Source organism: Brucella pecoris (assembly GCF_006376675.1).
In the GTDB taxonomy this organism is placed as follows: Bacteria; Pseudomonadota; Alphaproteobacteria; order Rhizobiales; family Rhizobiaceae; genus Brucella; species Brucella pecoris.
Map to the genome: position 1 here is coordinate 121,031 of NZ_VEWK01000007.1, position 15,018 is coordinate 136,048.

Sequence of the window (15,018 nt, forward strand, 5' to 3'; positions counted from 1 at the left end):
TTCGTTAACCGGACAAACCGGCTGCGAAGGATTTAGCCGTCGACTTTCTCACCATTCACAACACGATAGGTCGGCTTGTACATGGTCACCAATTCCTCGGCTGCTGTTGGGTGAACGGCCATTGTCCGGTCAAAGTCATCTTTGGTCGCACCAGACTTGAGCGAGATACCCAGAAGCTGAGCCATTTCACCCGCGTCGGGTCCCATTATATGAGCTCCGACAACACGGCGGCTTGCTGCATCGACGATGAGCTTCATCAGCATTTTTTCATTGCGACCGGAAAGCGTGTTCTTCATCGGCCGGAATAGCGCTCTGTAAACCTCAACTTCCGGATACTTCTTCGCGGCCTCATCTTCGGGCAAACCAACCGTGCCAATTTCTGGCTGCGAGAAGACGGCGGTCGCGATCAATTCATGATCCGGCTTCGTCGGATTATCCTTAAAAGCAGTTTCGAGGAAGCACATGGCTTCGTGGATTGCCACCGGCGTTAGCTGGACACGGTTTGTAACATCACCCACTGCCCAGATACTCGCGATATTGGTACGCGAATATTCATCGACCGGGATGGCACCAAGTTCGTCCGTCTGCACACCAGCTCTTTCCAGCCCGAGACCGGTCGTGTTGGCCCTGCGCCCGATAGCCATCATAGCTTGGCCGGCTAACAGTGTTTCGCCGTTGTTCAGTGAGATTTTCAGCTTACCGTCAGACTGCTTCTCGACCTTTTCGAAAACGGCTCCGCAAATAATGCGAATGCCCTTCGCTTCCATCGTTTCGTGCAAAAGATGGCGCAGGTCCAGATCAAAACGGGAGAGAATTTCCTTGCCTCGGTAGACAAGCGTGGTCTCGACACCGAGACCATGGAATATGTTCGCGAACTCAACTGCAATGTATCCACCACCTGCAATAACGATTGCCTTCGGTAGTTCAGCGAGATGAAACGCTTCATTGGAACTGATGCAGTGTTCGTGTCCAGGCATGGTTTCGGGCATGCTGGGATGACCGCCAGTTGCAATCAATATCTGATCCGCTGTGACGCGGCGACCATCTGCTTTCAACTCTATGGTATGTTCATCGATAAGTTCGGCGCGGCTGGCAAAAATCTCAACTTCGGAGTTCTGAAGTCCCTTGGTATAGAGCCCCTCAAGCCGGGTAATTTCCTTATCCTTAGCATCGATCAGCTTCTTCCAGTCGAATGCTGATGCGCCAACATCCCAGCCGTAACCGGCTGCATCCTCAAAATATTCGGGAAATTGCGAAGCGTAGACGAAAAGCTTTTTTGGTACGCAACCGCGAATAACGCATGTCCCTCCCATGCGGTATTCTTCCGCAAGACCGACCTTTTTCCCCATCGCCCCGGCAAGACGCGCTGCCCGAACACCACCGGAGCCGCCGCCGATAACAAATAGATCATAGTCGAATCCGGTCATGGGTTTCTCCAATAGAACATTATGTTGTCCGATATGTAAGCAAAACAAAAAGCCCGGCCAAGAGACCGGGCTTTCAAATTCGGCGTTACCGCAACAAATTACTGCTGTGCAGGCTGTGCTGGAGCTGCTGCAGCGCCAGCCTGAGCAGCCAGAACCTCAGCTACACTGGTCGCCAGATCACGGGCGATGCCGTTCTGCCAGATGTTGGCCGCCTTCACGACTTCACGCGTCACGATCGGGCCTTCTGACAGAAGCTTCTTGCCTGCTGACGACGCGTAGAATGCTGCAATGGCCTTCAGTTCATCTTCCGAGAACGCCTTCGCATAGGCACGCGCGGATTCGGTTTCGAGGTCTGCGCGACGGGACGCCAAAGCAAGAGCCTTGTCATCGACAGTCTTGGTGATGAGCGCTTCCAGATTCGGATCCTTCTGGATCAGCTCACCCTTCAGGGCGCGCGCTGCATTCGGCAGAATTTCGTCAAACTGCGCGGTAGCATCAATTGCAGAAATTGCAGCACGGGCAGCTTCCAAATGAGCTTCTGTGATTTCCTGTGCGGATGCCGCATGAATGCCCGACATCAGTACGAGCGCGGAAAACGGTGCAATCAGACGGCGAAAGCCAGTTGCCGGGATCATATGGTCAGTACTCCGTTTAATCAGTTCAAGACCGGTTCATGGTGCGGATGCCGTCGTTGCCGGCAATCACTGCCGCACGCGCCAGTCCGATGAAAAGTCCGTGCTCGACAACGCCTGGAATTGCGAAGAGAGCGTCAGATAGTGTCTTTGGATCGGGAATGCGGCCAAAAGATGCATCCACGATATAATGCCCACCATCCGTTACGAAGGGTGAGCCATCTTTTAAACGCAGCGCCAGCGGGCCTGCAAGGCCACACTTTGCAGCTACCTCTTCGATCGCGCGCATGGTAGCGCCGAGACCGAAACGATTGACTTCCACAGGCAGGGGAAAACGCCCTAGCGTCTCGACGACCTTCGAACCGTCAGCAATAACGATCATGGCATCCGACGCGGCAGCCACGATCTTTTCGCGAAGAAGAGCTCCACCGCCGCCCTTGATGAGCGAGAGGTTCGTGTCGACTTCGTCAGCGCCATCTACGGTAAGATCGAGATGAGGCGTTTCATCAAGCGTCGTAAGCGGAACGCCGAGTTCCTCGCAAAGTTTCGCAGTGCGTTCGGAGGTGGGCACTCCAATGATCTTGAAGCCGTTACCTACCTTTTCGGCAAGCAGCCGCACGAATTCCTCGGCCGTCGAACCTGTCCCAATCCCCAGCCGCATTCCGTCTTTGACGTGCGTGAGTGCTTCTGCGGCGGCTGCGATTTTCAGCTTGCGAGCTTCGTCCATACCCAAATTCCCGATAGTCCCTTGCGGATTCTCATTATGGTCCGGTTCGCCTCTAGCATGCGGGCGCGACACAACAAAGCAACTATTCGAACTATGACGCAGAATTTCGGCTTTTGAACGCATCCCGAAAAGCGTGAAACTGTCTTCCGACATGATACGCGTCCAAAAAACCGTTAGGATGGCGATCTCATTTCATCAGATCGAATCGCGTTCCAAGCAAATCTGATCGCAAGGTTGAGCCGAAGACGACAATCAGATAGGAATGCCCCATTCCCCAATTTACCCACGAGAAGCTAATGTCTGCCGCCAATCCCAAGCCCATCATCGTTTTTGATCTCGACGGAACACTTGTCGATACAGCACCGGACCTTCTCGACAGCCTTAATCACTGCCTCGCAATATCGGGCCTGAAAACGGCAGATCGTGAATCGTTGCGGAGATTTGTCGGCCAGGGCGGGCGCGTCATGATCGAGCGCGCCTTTGCCGCACAGCAGAAACAGACCAACGAAGCACAGCTCGATAATCTCGTCGAAGAATTTCGCGAGCATTATGCAGACAACATGCCTGGACACTCGACCTTCTTCCCGGGTGTTCTGGAGGCGATGGACCGTTTCTCGGCACACGGTTACGAACTGGCAGTTTGCACGAACAAGTTTGAAGCTTTGTCGGTCAAACTCCTGACTTCAATGGGTGAAGCCGGGCGATTTGGTGCGATTTGCGGCGCTGATACTTTCGCCTATCGCAAGCCCGATCCGCGTCATCTCACCGAAACCATCGCGCGGGCCGGCGGCAATCGCGAACGGGCAATCATGGTTGGGGATAGCCGAACTGATATCGACACTGCGAAGGCGGCTGGCATTCCAGTGGTTGCCGTCGATTTCGGATATACTGATCTTCCCGTACAGCATTACGATCCAAGCCGCATTATCTCTCATTTCAACGAGTTTACCCTTGAAATGGCTGGGCAACTCATCGATGCGGTTGCTGCCCCCGTATAAGGGAGATTGAAAATGATTGCGCAGCGTTTCCTTATATTTGGCACTATTTTCTTAGCCATCATATCAACTGCGTCTGCGAATGAAAGATCGCCGGGCCTGCCCGGCGTACAACCACCGAAGCCTATCGTGTCTGCCCCGCCTCCTGCTCCCGAACCGGACCAGACGCCGAGCGGCAACTGGAAGAACTTTCGTATCGGCAATACAGATGTTTCGGTCTCTGGAAGCATCACCGTTGACGTCGGCACCAAGAACAGCCGAACGTCCGGTCGTTAATTTCGGGAAGATCGCTCTAACGCCGACAAAACCTTGGGAAGCTGAGCAGGCAGATCGTCGGCGATAAGGCCATGACCGAAGCGACGCGCAGCGTCTGCATGCATCCATACCGACGCACAGGCAGCGACGAATGCAGGCATGCCCTGCGCAAGCAGGCCACAGACTATACCCGTCAGCACATCACCTGATCCTGCCGTCGCCAGCAACGGTGTTCCATTGGCATTGACGACAGCCAGCCCTTCCGGTTCCGCGATCACGGTATCAGGCCCTTTATATACAATGACTGCATTGGCGCGCCTTGCAGCCTCACGCGCCTTTTCGATCTTCGAGGTCGAGTTCTTTGCAATATCAGGGAACAGTCGCCGGAATTCTCCTTCGTGCGGTGTAAGCACGAGCGCAGTCTCGGCACCCTGCCGCTTTTCGAATAGCTCATCTGGATTCCGTTCAAAAGCCGTAATCCCGTCGGCATCCAGAACTAGGCCACGAAACCCTTCCAGCCCGCTGCTTGCGAGTAACAAGGCATGTTCACGTGCAAAAGTCGGATTTCCATAACCCGGACCGAGCACCGCTGCAGCAACCTTGCGTTCGGAAAGGAACTGCCGAGCATCTCTCAAACCACGAGTTTCACGAACCATGATGCTGGTCAGATGAGCCGCGTTCACCGCCATGGCGTCGGGCGGAGACAAAAGCGTTACCGCACCCGCTCCGCTACGAGCTGCCGCAACAGCTGACAGGCGTGCCGCGCCCGTCGAATGAGCCCCGCCGGAAAACACCGCGACGTGGCCACGACTATATTTGTAAGCCTCAGCGCCAAGGACCGGCAACGTGCCTTCCCAAAGCTCAGGAGCATTCTCGAAAGTGCGCGGTTCGATTGTTGCAAGTATGTGATCTGGAATACCGATATCCGCGACATGGAGAACACCGCAATGCGCCCTTCCCGGCTGCAGCAGGTGGCCAGGCTTCTTGCAAAAGAACGTGACTGTCGCTCGCGCCCGGATCGCCGTTCCGAGGATGCCCCCGCCTTCACCGGATATGCCGCTTGGCAAATCAACTGCCACAACAGGCAGGTCAGAGGCATTCACCGCATCAATTGCTACAGCTTCGGCCCCGTGAATGTCACGAGCCAATCCTGCGCCGAATAGAGCATCGATTACACCTCCAAAACTCGCGGTCGAAAACTCGTTGAAGTTGGTCACAGGTCCCTTGTAGAAAAGCGATGCGCGCATGGCATCCGAGCCTTTCCGAGGGGGAGCTGATGCGAAGCATACAACTTCCAATCCCGCTTCCAGTAGAAACTGTGCGGCAACGTAACCGTCGCCGCCATTGTTGCCGGGTCCGCACAGAACAGCGACAGGCGCATTGCGGGGAAACATCCGCTGCGCGACATCCGCAACCGCTCGCCCTGCCGCAAGCATCAGCGAGAAACCATCCTTGATACCAGTCTCGATCGTCTGGCGATCCGCTTCTGCCATTTCCTGCGGAGTCAGCAACTCGTACATCGCGTACCTTTTCAACACGGGTTGTCGATGTGATTAAATACGCGGCACTCCACTTTATGCAAGCCTGCCCTCTTTTGGTGCAGAATGACTAATTTTTAGACAGATAAACCAGATCAATACGGCCTATTTCATACTTGCCGACATAGTGACGCTTGTGCAAGCATCAAGAATAGTGCCACTCTGCCCCGGAATGAAGGAAACTGAAGAAATTTCTTACACCCACTTCAAACTGGCACACTTCATGCTTCTCTATTGATGAAACGAGCACAATGCTCATTTCCGAAGAAGAGCGGAGACCATTCTCTGATGAAAAAGATCGAAGCCATCATTAAGCCCTTCAAGCTGGATGAAGTGAAGGAAGCCCTTCAGGAAGTCGGCTTGCAGGGGATCACTGTCATCGAAGCCAAGGGCTTTGGGCGACAAAAAGGTCATACCGAACTTTACCGCGGCGCCGAATATGTCGTCGACTTTCTTCCCAAGGTGAAAGTTGAGGTCATCGTCGCTGACGAAACCGTGGACGGTGCTATTGAAGCCATCCGCAAGGCTGCCCAGACGGGACGCATCGGCGATGGTAAGATTTTCGTCTCCAATATCGAAGAAGTTATTCGTATCCGTACCGGTGAATCCGGCGTGGATGCCATCTGATAAGACCTGCGTACAATCCATCGTCGTGCAAACAGGATACCAAAATGACGACTGCCAATGACATTCTGAAACAGATCAAAGACAACGACATCAAGTTTGTTGACCTGCGCTTCACCGACCCCAAGGGCAAGCTGCATCACGTCACGATGGATATTGGCCTCGTAGACGAAGAAATGTTCGAAGACGGCGTCATGTTTGACGGTTCATCGATCGGCGGCTGGAAGGCCATCAATGAATCCGATATGGTTCTCATGCCGGATCCTGAAACAGCTCATATCGATCCATTCTTCGCTCAGTCCACGCTGGTCATTCTCTGCGATATCCTTGATCCGATTTCGGGTGAAGCCTATGGTCGCGATCCTCGCACGACTGCAAAGAAGGCCGAAGCCTACATGAAGTCGCTCGGCATCGGCGACACTGTTTATGTTGGCCCGGAAGCTGAATTCTTCGTATTCGACGACGTCAAGTACAAGGTCGATCCGTTCAACACCGGCTTCAAGCTCGACTCGACCGAACTGCCATCGAACGACGATACCGATTACGAAACCGGCAATCTCGGCCACCGTCCACGCGTCAAGGGTGGTTACTTCCCGGTTCCGCCGATCGACAGTGCGCAGGATATGCGCTCGGAAATGCTGACCGTCCTCACCGAAATGGGCGTAACCGTTGAAAAGCACCACCACGAAGTGGCTTCGGCTCAGCACGAACTGGGTGTGAAGTTCGACATGCTAGTTCGCAACGCCGACAAGATGCAGATCTACAAGTATGTTGTGCATCAGGTTGCCAATGCCTACGGCAAGACTGCAACCTTCATGCCAAAGCCGGTTTTCGGCGACAACGGTTCGGGTATGCACGTTCACTTCTCGATCTGGAAAGACGGCAAGCCAACCTTCGCTGGTAACGAATATGCCGGCCTGTCGGAAAACTGCCTGTACTTCATCGGCGGCGTCATCAAGCACGCCAAGGCTGTGAACGCATTCACCAACCCATCGACCAACTCCTACAAGCGTCTGGTCCCAGGTTACGAAGCTCCGGTTTTGCTGGCTTACTCGGCTCGCAACCGTTCGGCTTCCTGCCGTATTCCTTTCGGCTCGTCGCCGAAGTCGAAGCGCCTTGAAGTTCGCTTTCCAGATCCAGCAGCAAACCCATATCTCTGCTTCGCAGCCCTACTGATGGCTGGTCTTGATGGCATCAAGAACAAGATCCACCCGGGTCAGGCTATGGACAAGGATCTCTACGATCTGCCTGCAAAGGAACTCAAGAAGATCCCAACCGTCTGCGGTTCGCTTCGTGAAGCACTGCAGTCGCTCGACAAGGATCGTGAGTTCCTCAAGGCCGGCGGCGTATTCGAAGACGATCAGATCGACAGCTTCATTGAACTCAAGATGGCCGAAGTGCTGCGTTACGAAACGACGCCGCATCCGGTCGAGTACGACATGTACTACTCGGTTTAAGAAAACTGCGCGGGCGCCAATCCGTCCGCGCAATTTCTTTTGCTTTTACCGAGGGGAACGACGCGCAACACTTGATGATTGCGCGCGTAAAAAGAAACCCCGGCATTGCCGGGGTTTCTTTATTAAATCAGTACAATAATTCTTATACTTAAAGTGCCTCGAGAACGCGGGCAGCCATCATCATCTCGATTTCACGGTTCTTGCGTCGCTCTACGGCTTCCGCATCAGATCCCCATTGCTCGATGGTCCAATCCTCATCGATATGCGCCAGATTCCAGCCTTGTTCTGCGGTCACTTCTCCCTTGGCGATGGCAAACGCAATAATCGCCGATCCCGTCAGCGTCGTCATCGTATGCAGTGATGCCAGCGCGATTGGATCCTTGAAGGCAGCCAGATGCACGCCGAGTGCTGCTATCGCTTCGCGCGGCTGTTCAATGTGCATCACACCTTCGGCGAGTGAAAACCTGGCGCCGAGGCCTTCCATCCAGTCGATTAGCGGGTCCCATTGCTCAGTCTGTCGAGAAACAAGCTCCTGCGGGCTATCGGCGCGATAGCAAAGCATGTCCGTCCCCGCAAAACGCAGAATATCCTCAAATACCGCCTGCGGATCCTGCGCAATTCCGTCAATCGCCGTATTGACGAGGCGGGTAGCGGGCATCTTTCCCGGATCGATTACCTTTTCTTGCGCAACAAATTCAGCCGCTACGATTTGGGCAGCCGCCTCGGTCGGCAGCAGCAGAAGATTACGCGCAGGCGTCTTGACCGGACGGCCATCCAGATGGACGGCAAAGCCGCCTTCAACTTCGGCCACTTCCGCTTTTTCGTAGAAGCGTTTAGGCATCTGCGCAAGCATCAGCTTTTGTGCCCGCACGATCGGATTTTCGTCCGAAAGCTGCTTTCCCGATTCAAGATCGTTCAAAATATCACGCATAGATTTGTCCAGTTCTTTGTCGCTGGCTTGGCCGGAAGGTTCAGTGACTAAAGAACCTGTTCGTCCATACCATGCAGCAGTGCATGAAGTTCGGATGGCGCTTCCAGAATGTGATGTGCGCCCGCTTCGATCAGTCCCTGCCTGTTATGATAACCCCACGACACGCCCGCCGCCACAGCGCCTGCCGAGCGGGCCATCTGCATATCATAAACAGCATCGCCGATAACAATCGTTCGGTCGGGTTCTATGCCCATTTCCGCGCAAGATTCAAGCACCATGGCCGGATTCGGTTTCGACGGGCAATCGTCGGCAGTACGCGTCACTACGAAATGATGCCCTATGCCATGGCGCTCGAATACAGAACGAACGCCACGCTGGGACTTTCCGGTCACGATACCGAGCAGAAGGTCGTCCCTTGCTCCAAGTTCCGTCAGGAGCGGCAGAATTCCATCGTAGAGCGGCTCTGCAAAATCAGGAGCTTGTCGCAGCATGACAAAATTGTCCTTATAGCGCTGCGTCAGCCATTGCACCTGATCATCCGGTTCGCGCTTCAGAAGCTTCGCGATGGCCAGATGTAACGACAAGCCGATGATCGAATGCGTTTCTTCGATTGCTGGAGGTTCCAGACCGGCATCAGTAAAACTCGTTGCCATGCATCTGTGAATGAAGTCACCGCTGTCTACCAGCGTTCCGTCGCAATCGAAAAGTACCAGTTTCATCGGGCGTTGGAGACCTTTGCAGGTTTATTGATGATCATCAGTCCGCAACCGACCAGCGCGAGAGCCGCGAATATTTTCCAGCTCAGAGGCTCGTTCAAAATGAGACCGCTCAATAACACGCCAAATGCTGGCGTGAGGAATGCAAAATTCGAAAGCTTCGATGCAGGGTATCGGCGCACCATCCAGAACCAGAGCGGATAGGTGAAGGCCACCACGAATATTGCCTGAAAGAGGAAGGCTGATATGGATAGTATATCAGGGCTGCGAAGCAGCGGGCCGCTCAACGAGATGAATGGCAGCGGCACCAGAGCCGCAACTACCAGCTGATAAAGAAGTGTCTTTTCCGGCGCGGTATAAGCAAGCCGCGTTCTCTTGATGACCAGCGTGGTAAGCCCCCACAGCACACCAGCCACCAGAGCCAGCAGATCGCCATAAATTGCAAGTGGTCCCGGTCGGCTGACATGGTCGGAGAAGACGAGAAACACACCCAGAAAGGCAATACACATGCCTAGGAAAGCCCGGACTGACATCCGCTCGCCGAGAAGAAAATGGCTTCCGATAGCAACCCAGAACGGCATGACGTTCATCATGAGGGTAACACGCCCCACGCTCGTCAGCTCCATCGCGAGAAAAATCAGAACGAACTCAGTACCGAACAGCAAACCGGCGGCTATCCCGGCCGCGAGCGTACCATCACGATTGAAAAGCGGAATACGGCGCCAGTAACACCAGAGAAAAACGCACACACCACCGAGTGCTGCGCGCCCTGCCGCCATCAGCATGGGATTGAACCCTCGATTGCCGATCTTGATGGCAACCTGATTTAGTCCCCAACTGAACATGATGAACATGACCAGCATGATGGCCAGCCCATCGAACGAAACTCGTCCTTGGGACGATCCCCCCGCTTCGCCTGACATTTTTAATCTTCCGCACTTTCCTCGTCGAAGCCGAGCAGGTTCCATGACTGCACCATGTGTGGCGGCAATGGTGCTGTCACATCGATAACGCCGCCTGACGGGTTCGGAATACGAATACGTCGCGCATGAAGATGCAGGCGTTTTTGTATCCCGCCCGGAAACTCCCAGTTCTGGTCGGCTTCAAAATATTTGGGATCACCGATGATTGGATGACCGATATAGGCTGCATGCACGCGCAACTGGTGGGTTCTACCGGTATAAGGTTCCATTTTGAGCCAGGTCAGGTTGTTTCCCGCTTTCTCGATGATGCGATAATACGAGATCGCATGATCGGAATCCGGTTCGCCGTGCTGGCAAACGCGCATCTTGTCACCGTCCGGTGTCTGATCCCGGACGAGCCACGTGGAAATCTTGTCCTCACGTTTGCGCGGAACACCCTTCACCAATGCCCAATAGGTCTTCTTGGTGTCGCGTTCGCGGAAAGCGGCGGTCAGTGCCTGTGCTGCACCACGTGTGCGCGCCACAACCAGTACACCGGATGTGTCGCGGTCAATACGATGGACAAGACGCGGCTTTTCGCCCCTCTTGTTGCGCCAGGCTTCCAGCATTCCATCAACGTGCCGTGTCAAACCCGATCCGCCCTGGACGGCGAGACCGGCCGGTTTGTTGAAAACGAACACTTTCGGATCTTCATAGAGAAGCATCTGCGAAAGCACGTCACCGTCCTGCTGGCTGCGGATTGTCCGCGCCGTGACCGGCCCAGCGGCTTTTTCATCGACACCCAGAGGTGGGATACGAACAGTCTGTCCTGCCTGAATACGCGTGTCGGCCTTGGCCCTGGAACCGTCGATACGAACTTGCCCCGACCGCAGGAGTTTCTGCAGGTGACCAAAACCGAGCCCCGGATAATGGACTTTGAACCAGCGATCGAGCCGCATGCCCGCTTCGCTTGTATCCACAATCTTCTGTTCTACGCCTGCCATTGAGAAACCCGATCAACTCTTCCTAATACCGCACGTACACACGCGCTGGTCGCTTAATCCTGTCAATAGACGCGAGTTCCGCCGATTACTAGGCAGAATTCCTGAAAACTGCAATTTGGCTGCATTAGCTGTAGCTAGCTCAGCTTTCTCCATAGAATTCGATTCCGACCACCGAATCTTCACACTCGGTTACACCCGTTTTTAATTTATGGTCGATCTTGACACCCAATCGCCACTTCTTGCCGCCATCAGATATTGATAGAACAACGGGGCTATACCATTTAGTCCCGTGAAATAGAACGAGCGGGAGTGCGAAAGTGTCATTGCTCAAAATTTACTGGCGAGCCATGGAATACCTTGCGGTCGAGAAGACCGCGACGATAACCATGTGTGTCGCGAGTGTCCTGGTTGCCCTGGTCACACTTGCCGAACCTATTCTGTTCGGCCGGGTCATTCAGGCCATCTCCGACAAGGGCGATATCTTCTCGCCTCTTGCGATGTGGGCTGCCCTTGGTGGCTTCAACATTGTTGCTGCGGTTTTTGTTGCACGCGGAGCCGACCGCCTGGCACACCGCCGTCGTCTGGGCGTGATGATCGATTCTTATGAACGCCTCATCACAATGCCACTTTCCTGGCACCAGAAGCGCGGGACGTCCAACGCACTCCATACGCTGATCCGCGCAACGGACTCGCTGTTCACGCTCTGGCTCGAATTCATGCGCCAGCATTTGACGACGATCGTTGCCCTGGTGACGCTCATTCCGGTTGCAATGAACATGGATATGCGCATGTCGCTGGTGCTGATCGTGCTCGGCGTCATCTATGTGATGATCGGTCAACTGGTGATGCGCAAGACCAAAGACGGCCAGGTCGCTGTCGAGAAGCATCACCACAAGCTGTTCGAACACGTTAGCGATACGATTAGCAACGTTTCGGTCGTACAGAGCTATAACCGTATTGCGTCGGAAACCCAGTCTCTGCGCGATTACGCCAAAAATCTTGAGAAGGCGCAGTTTCCAGTCCTCAACTGGTGGGCGCTAGCCAGCGGCTTAAACCGCATGGCCTCAACTTTCTCGATGGTGGTGGTTCTTGTTTTGGGTGCCTACTTCGTCACCAAGGGCCAGATGCGCGTGGGCGATGTGATTGCCTTTATCGGCTTTGCCCAGTTGATGATCGGCCGTCTCGACCAGATCAGCGCGTTCATCAACCAGACAGTTACCGCACGCGCCAAGCTTGAAGAATTCTTCCAGATGGAAGACGCTACGGCTGATCGTCAGGAACCGCAGGACGTCTCGGATCTCACCGACGTCAAGGGCGACATCGTTTTCGACAATGTCACCTTTGAGTTTCCGAATTCCGGCCAGGGCGTCTATGATGTGTCCTTCGAAATCAAGCCGGGGCAGACGGTGGCTATTGTCGGGCCAACAGGCGCAGGCAAAACCACTCTCATCAATCTGTTGCAGCGCGTTTTCGATCCAGCAGCAGGCCGTATCACGATCGACGGAACAGATACGCGTACCGTCAGCCGTCGTTCGTTGCGCCATGCGATTGCAACCGTCTTTCAGGATGCCGGCCTGTTCAATCGCTCGGTCGAAGAGAATATTCGTGTCGGCCGTGAAAGTGCCACGCATGAGGAAGTACACGCAGCAGCACGTGCTGCTGCAGCCCACGACTTCATTCTGGCCAAGAGCGATGGTTACGATACGGTTGTCGGTGAACGCGGCTCACAACTTTCTGGCGGCGAACGCCAACGCCTCGCGATCGCTCGCGCAATCCTGAAGGACTCGCCTATCCTCGTTCTCGATGAAGCGACCAGTGCGCTCGACGTCGAAACCGAAGAGAAGGTGAAGCAGGCGGTTGACGATCTCAGTCACAACCGTACGACCTTCATCATCGCGCACCGTCTTTCGACGGTCCGCTCGGCCGACCTCGTCCTGTTCATGGACAAGGGACATCTGGTCGAAAGCGGTAGCTTCGATGAACTTGCCGCCCGTGGCGGACGCTTTACCGATCTGCTCCGCGCCGGTGGTCTTAAGCTCGAAGACAAGGCAACCAAAGCTATCGAAGGCAGCAATGTGATGCCCTTCCCGTCCAAGGGCGCGATTGGCTAAACCACAGAACTTCAAGTGAAAAGCCCGCGATGATCTCATCGCGGGCTATTTTCATCGCAAGCTCGAAACTTAAAGCCGTATCTCGAAGCGGAGCCCATCATATCCCGGTTCAACATTGTCCGGCGTCTCGCGCAGGACAGTTTCATAATCGAGCGGGACGTGCATATGCGTGAGAATGGCGCGCTGAGGCGCCAGTTTCTCGATCCATTCAAGCGCTTCGCCAAGCGAGAAATGACTTGGATGGGGACGGTATTGCAATGCATCAATGATGAGCACCTCGGCGTCATCCAAATGCTTGAGGCTTTGTTCAGGAAAAGCACTCACGTCCGTGCAATAAACGACAGAACCTATACGAAAGCCCAGCGATTCAATATCGCCATGGACCTGGCTGAACGGCTCGAAATGGATTGCACCTCCCGCTCCCGATATGGAAAACGGCGTCTCAGGAGCGATGTCGTGCATGCTGAGAATTGGTGGATAGTTCGATCCGGCAGGTGTTTCGAAACAATAGCCAAAAGCGTCGAAGAGCCGGTTACGCGTCAGCCGATTGGCATAGACATCCATGAGGCGACGGTTTTCAACCACATATGTGCGAAGATCATCGATACCGTGAATATGGTCTGCATGCGGATGGGTATAGACAGCCGCATCAAGGCTGTGCGCTCCAGCATCGATCATCTGGCTACGGAAATCCGGCCCCGTATCAATCACGACCGTTGTGTTATTACCGGCATTGTCAAATCGCTCAACCAGGAGCGATGCACGGCGACGCCTGTTTTTCGGATTCTCCGGATCGCAACTGCCCCAATCACCGTTGATACGCGGTACACCGGGAGACGACCCGCAGCCCAGAAGCGTAAAACGCAGGCAATTACGCGGCGCTGTCACGATCAATTTCCTTTTGCGGCCAAATCTTCTGGCATAGGCATCTTGGAGAACAGGCGGAAGACATTTTCGCTGGTAATTTGCGCAATTTCTTCCCTGCTCACGCCAATCGTCTCGGCAAGTACGGCGGCGGTATGCTGCACGAAAGAAGGCTCGTTGCGCTTGCCACGATAAGGAACCGGCGCCAGATAAGGAGCATCCGTCTCGACGAGCAAACGATCACGCGGAACGATGGAAGCAACTTCGCGGATTTCGGCTGAGTTTTTGAAAGTCAGAATTCCCGAGAAAGAGACGTAACCGCCGAGCGCGATGCCCTTTTCAGCCAGAGCGCGACCGGAAGAGAAGCAGTGCAGGATGAACGGAAAGGCGCCCTTTTCCGTCTCACGCTCCAGAATCTCGGCCATATCCTCATCTGCGCTACGGGCATGAATGACCAGCGGCAATTGAGTACGACGTGCCGCCTCGATGTGCACGAGAAAACCCTGCTTCTGTGCTGCCGGTGGCGCATAATCATAGTGATAGTCGAGTCCCGCCTCGCCGATAGCCACCACTTTCGGGTGCTCGGCCAGACGCACGAGATCATCGGCGGTCACGTCCAGTTCTTCATGCGCATTATTCGGATGGGTTCCAACCGAACAATAAACGGAATCATAGGTTTCAGCGAGCGCACGGATCGTGTCGAACTTCTTGACCCGTGTGGAAATGGTCACCATGCGTCTGACCCCGGCATCCAGAGCGCGCTGAACGATGTCATCGCGCTCCGGCTCGAAGTCGGCAAAGTCGAGGTGACAATGACTATCGACAAGCATCATCG

15 protein-coding genes are annotated in these 15,018 nt (G+C 54.6%); 5 read left to right on the forward strand and 10 right to left on the reverse strand.

Annotated features, from left to right (window positions below):
- Positions 1-32: 32 nt before the first annotated feature.
- From gor to rpiA, 3 genes are all read right to left on the reverse strand, one after another.
- Positions 33-1,427 (reverse strand): glutathione-disulfide reductase, encoded by a 1,395-nt coding sequence (gor, locus tag FIB18_RS14245; RefSeq protein ID WP_140021344.1) that lies wholly within the window; start codon positions 1,425-1,427, stop codon positions 33-35.
- Between the two features lie 98 nt (positions 1,428-1,525).
- A complete protein-coding gene (locus tag FIB18_RS14250; RefSeq protein WP_140021345.1) occupies positions 1,526-2,062 on the reverse strand; it encodes a DUF2059 domain-containing protein in 537 nt (178 codons plus the stop codon).
- 25 nt (positions 2,063-2,087) lie between these two features.
- On the reverse strand, positions 2,088-2,786 hold the full coding sequence (rpiA, locus tag FIB18_RS14255) for a ribose-5-phosphate isomerase RpiA (RefSeq protein WP_140021346.1): 699 nt from the start codon (positions 2,784-2,786) through the stop codon (positions 2,088-2,090).
- A gap of 296 nt (positions 2,787-3,082) precedes the next feature.
- Between rpiA and FIB18_RS14260 the strand changes: the two genes are divergently transcribed.
- Positions 3,083-3,784: an HAD family hydrolase gene (locus tag FIB18_RS14260; RefSeq protein ID WP_140021347.1), complete on the forward strand. Its 702-nt coding sequence runs from the start codon at positions 3,083-3,085 to the stop codon at positions 3,782-3,784.
- A 126-nt stretch (positions 3,785-3,910) separates the two neighbouring features.
- Positions 3,911-4,057 (forward strand): hypothetical protein, encoded by a 147-nt coding sequence (locus FIB18_RS25455; protein WP_174977431.1) that lies wholly within the window; start codon positions 3,911-3,913, stop codon positions 4,055-4,057.
- Here the strand turns inward: FIB18_RS25455 and FIB18_RS14270 are convergent.
- Positions 4,054-5,556, reverse strand: a complete 1,503-nt coding sequence (locus FIB18_RS14270; RefSeq protein WP_140021349.1) for an NAD(P)H-hydrate dehydratase — start codon at positions 5,554-5,556, stop codon at positions 4,054-4,056. The two genes, FIB18_RS25455 and FIB18_RS14270, sit on opposite strands and share 4 nt — an antisense overlap.
- Positions 5,557-5,862: 306 nt before the next feature.
- Between FIB18_RS14270 and FIB18_RS14275 the strand changes: the two genes are divergently transcribed.
- Together FIB18_RS14275 and glnA are read left to right on the forward strand one after the other, a co-directional pair.
- Positions 5,863-6,201, forward strand: a complete 339-nt coding sequence (locus FIB18_RS14275; RefSeq protein WP_007874909.1) for a P-II family nitrogen regulator — start codon at positions 5,863-5,865, stop codon at positions 6,199-6,201.
- A gap of 44 nt (positions 6,202-6,245) precedes the next feature.
- Positions 6,246-7,655 (forward strand): type I glutamate--ammonia ligase, encoded by a 1,410-nt coding sequence (gene glnA, locus FIB18_RS14280; protein WP_140021350.1) that lies wholly within the window; start codon positions 6,246-6,248, stop codon positions 7,653-7,655.
- 148 nt (positions 7,656-7,803) lie between these two features.
- On the opposite strand, the gene FIB18_RS14285 is transcribed toward glnA, so the two are convergent.
- Genes FIB18_RS14285 through FIB18_RS14300 form a run of 4 tightly spaced genes read right to left on the reverse strand, consistent with a single transcriptional unit; the run spans position 7,804 to position 11,208 of the window.
- Positions 7,804-8,586 carry an ATP12 family chaperone protein gene (locus FIB18_RS14285; protein ID WP_140021351.1) on the reverse strand — a complete coding sequence of 261 codons (783 nt, stop codon included), beginning with the start codon at positions 8,584-8,586 and terminating at the stop codon, positions 7,804-7,806.
- Positions 8,587-8,633: 47 nt separating this feature from the next.
- Positions 8,634-9,305 carry an HAD-IA family hydrolase gene (locus FIB18_RS14290; protein WP_140021352.1) on the reverse strand — a complete coding sequence of 224 codons (672 nt, stop codon included), beginning with the start codon at positions 9,303-9,305 and terminating at the stop codon, positions 8,634-8,636.
- Positions 9,302-10,225: a DMT family transporter gene (locus FIB18_RS14295; RefSeq protein WP_140021353.1), complete on the reverse strand. Its 924-nt coding sequence runs from the start codon at positions 10,223-10,225 to the stop codon at positions 9,302-9,304. The genes FIB18_RS14290 and FIB18_RS14295 overlap by 4 nt, the downstream gene beginning before the upstream one ends.
- Positions 10,226-10,227: 2 nt before the next feature.
- On the reverse strand, positions 10,228-11,208 hold the full coding sequence (locus FIB18_RS14300; RefSeq protein WP_140021354.1) for an RluA family pseudouridine synthase: 981 nt from the start codon (positions 11,206-11,208) through the stop codon (positions 10,228-10,230).
- A 317-nt stretch (positions 11,209-11,525) separates the two neighbouring features.
- On the opposite strand from FIB18_RS14300, the gene FIB18_RS14305 reads away from it, so the two are divergent.
- On the forward strand, positions 11,526-13,319 hold the full coding sequence (locus tag FIB18_RS14305) for a glucan ABC transporter ATP-binding protein/ permease (protein WP_140021355.1): 1,794 nt from the start codon (positions 11,526-11,528) through the stop codon (positions 13,317-13,319).
- A 69-nt stretch (positions 13,320-13,388) separates the two neighbouring features.
- Here the strand turns inward: FIB18_RS14305 and FIB18_RS14310 are convergent, their stop codons facing one another.
- Complete coding sequence (locus tag FIB18_RS14310; protein WP_140021356.1) at positions 13,389-14,207, reverse strand: MBL fold metallo-hydrolase; 819 nt, start codon at positions 14,205-14,207, stop codon at positions 13,389-13,391.
- Between the two features lie 2 nt (positions 14,208-14,209).
- Complete coding sequence (locus tag FIB18_RS14315; RefSeq protein ID WP_140021465.1) at positions 14,210-15,013, reverse strand: TatD family hydrolase; 804 nt, start codon at positions 15,011-15,013, stop codon at positions 14,210-14,212.
- Between the last annotated feature and the right edge of the window lie 5 nt (positions 15,014-15,018).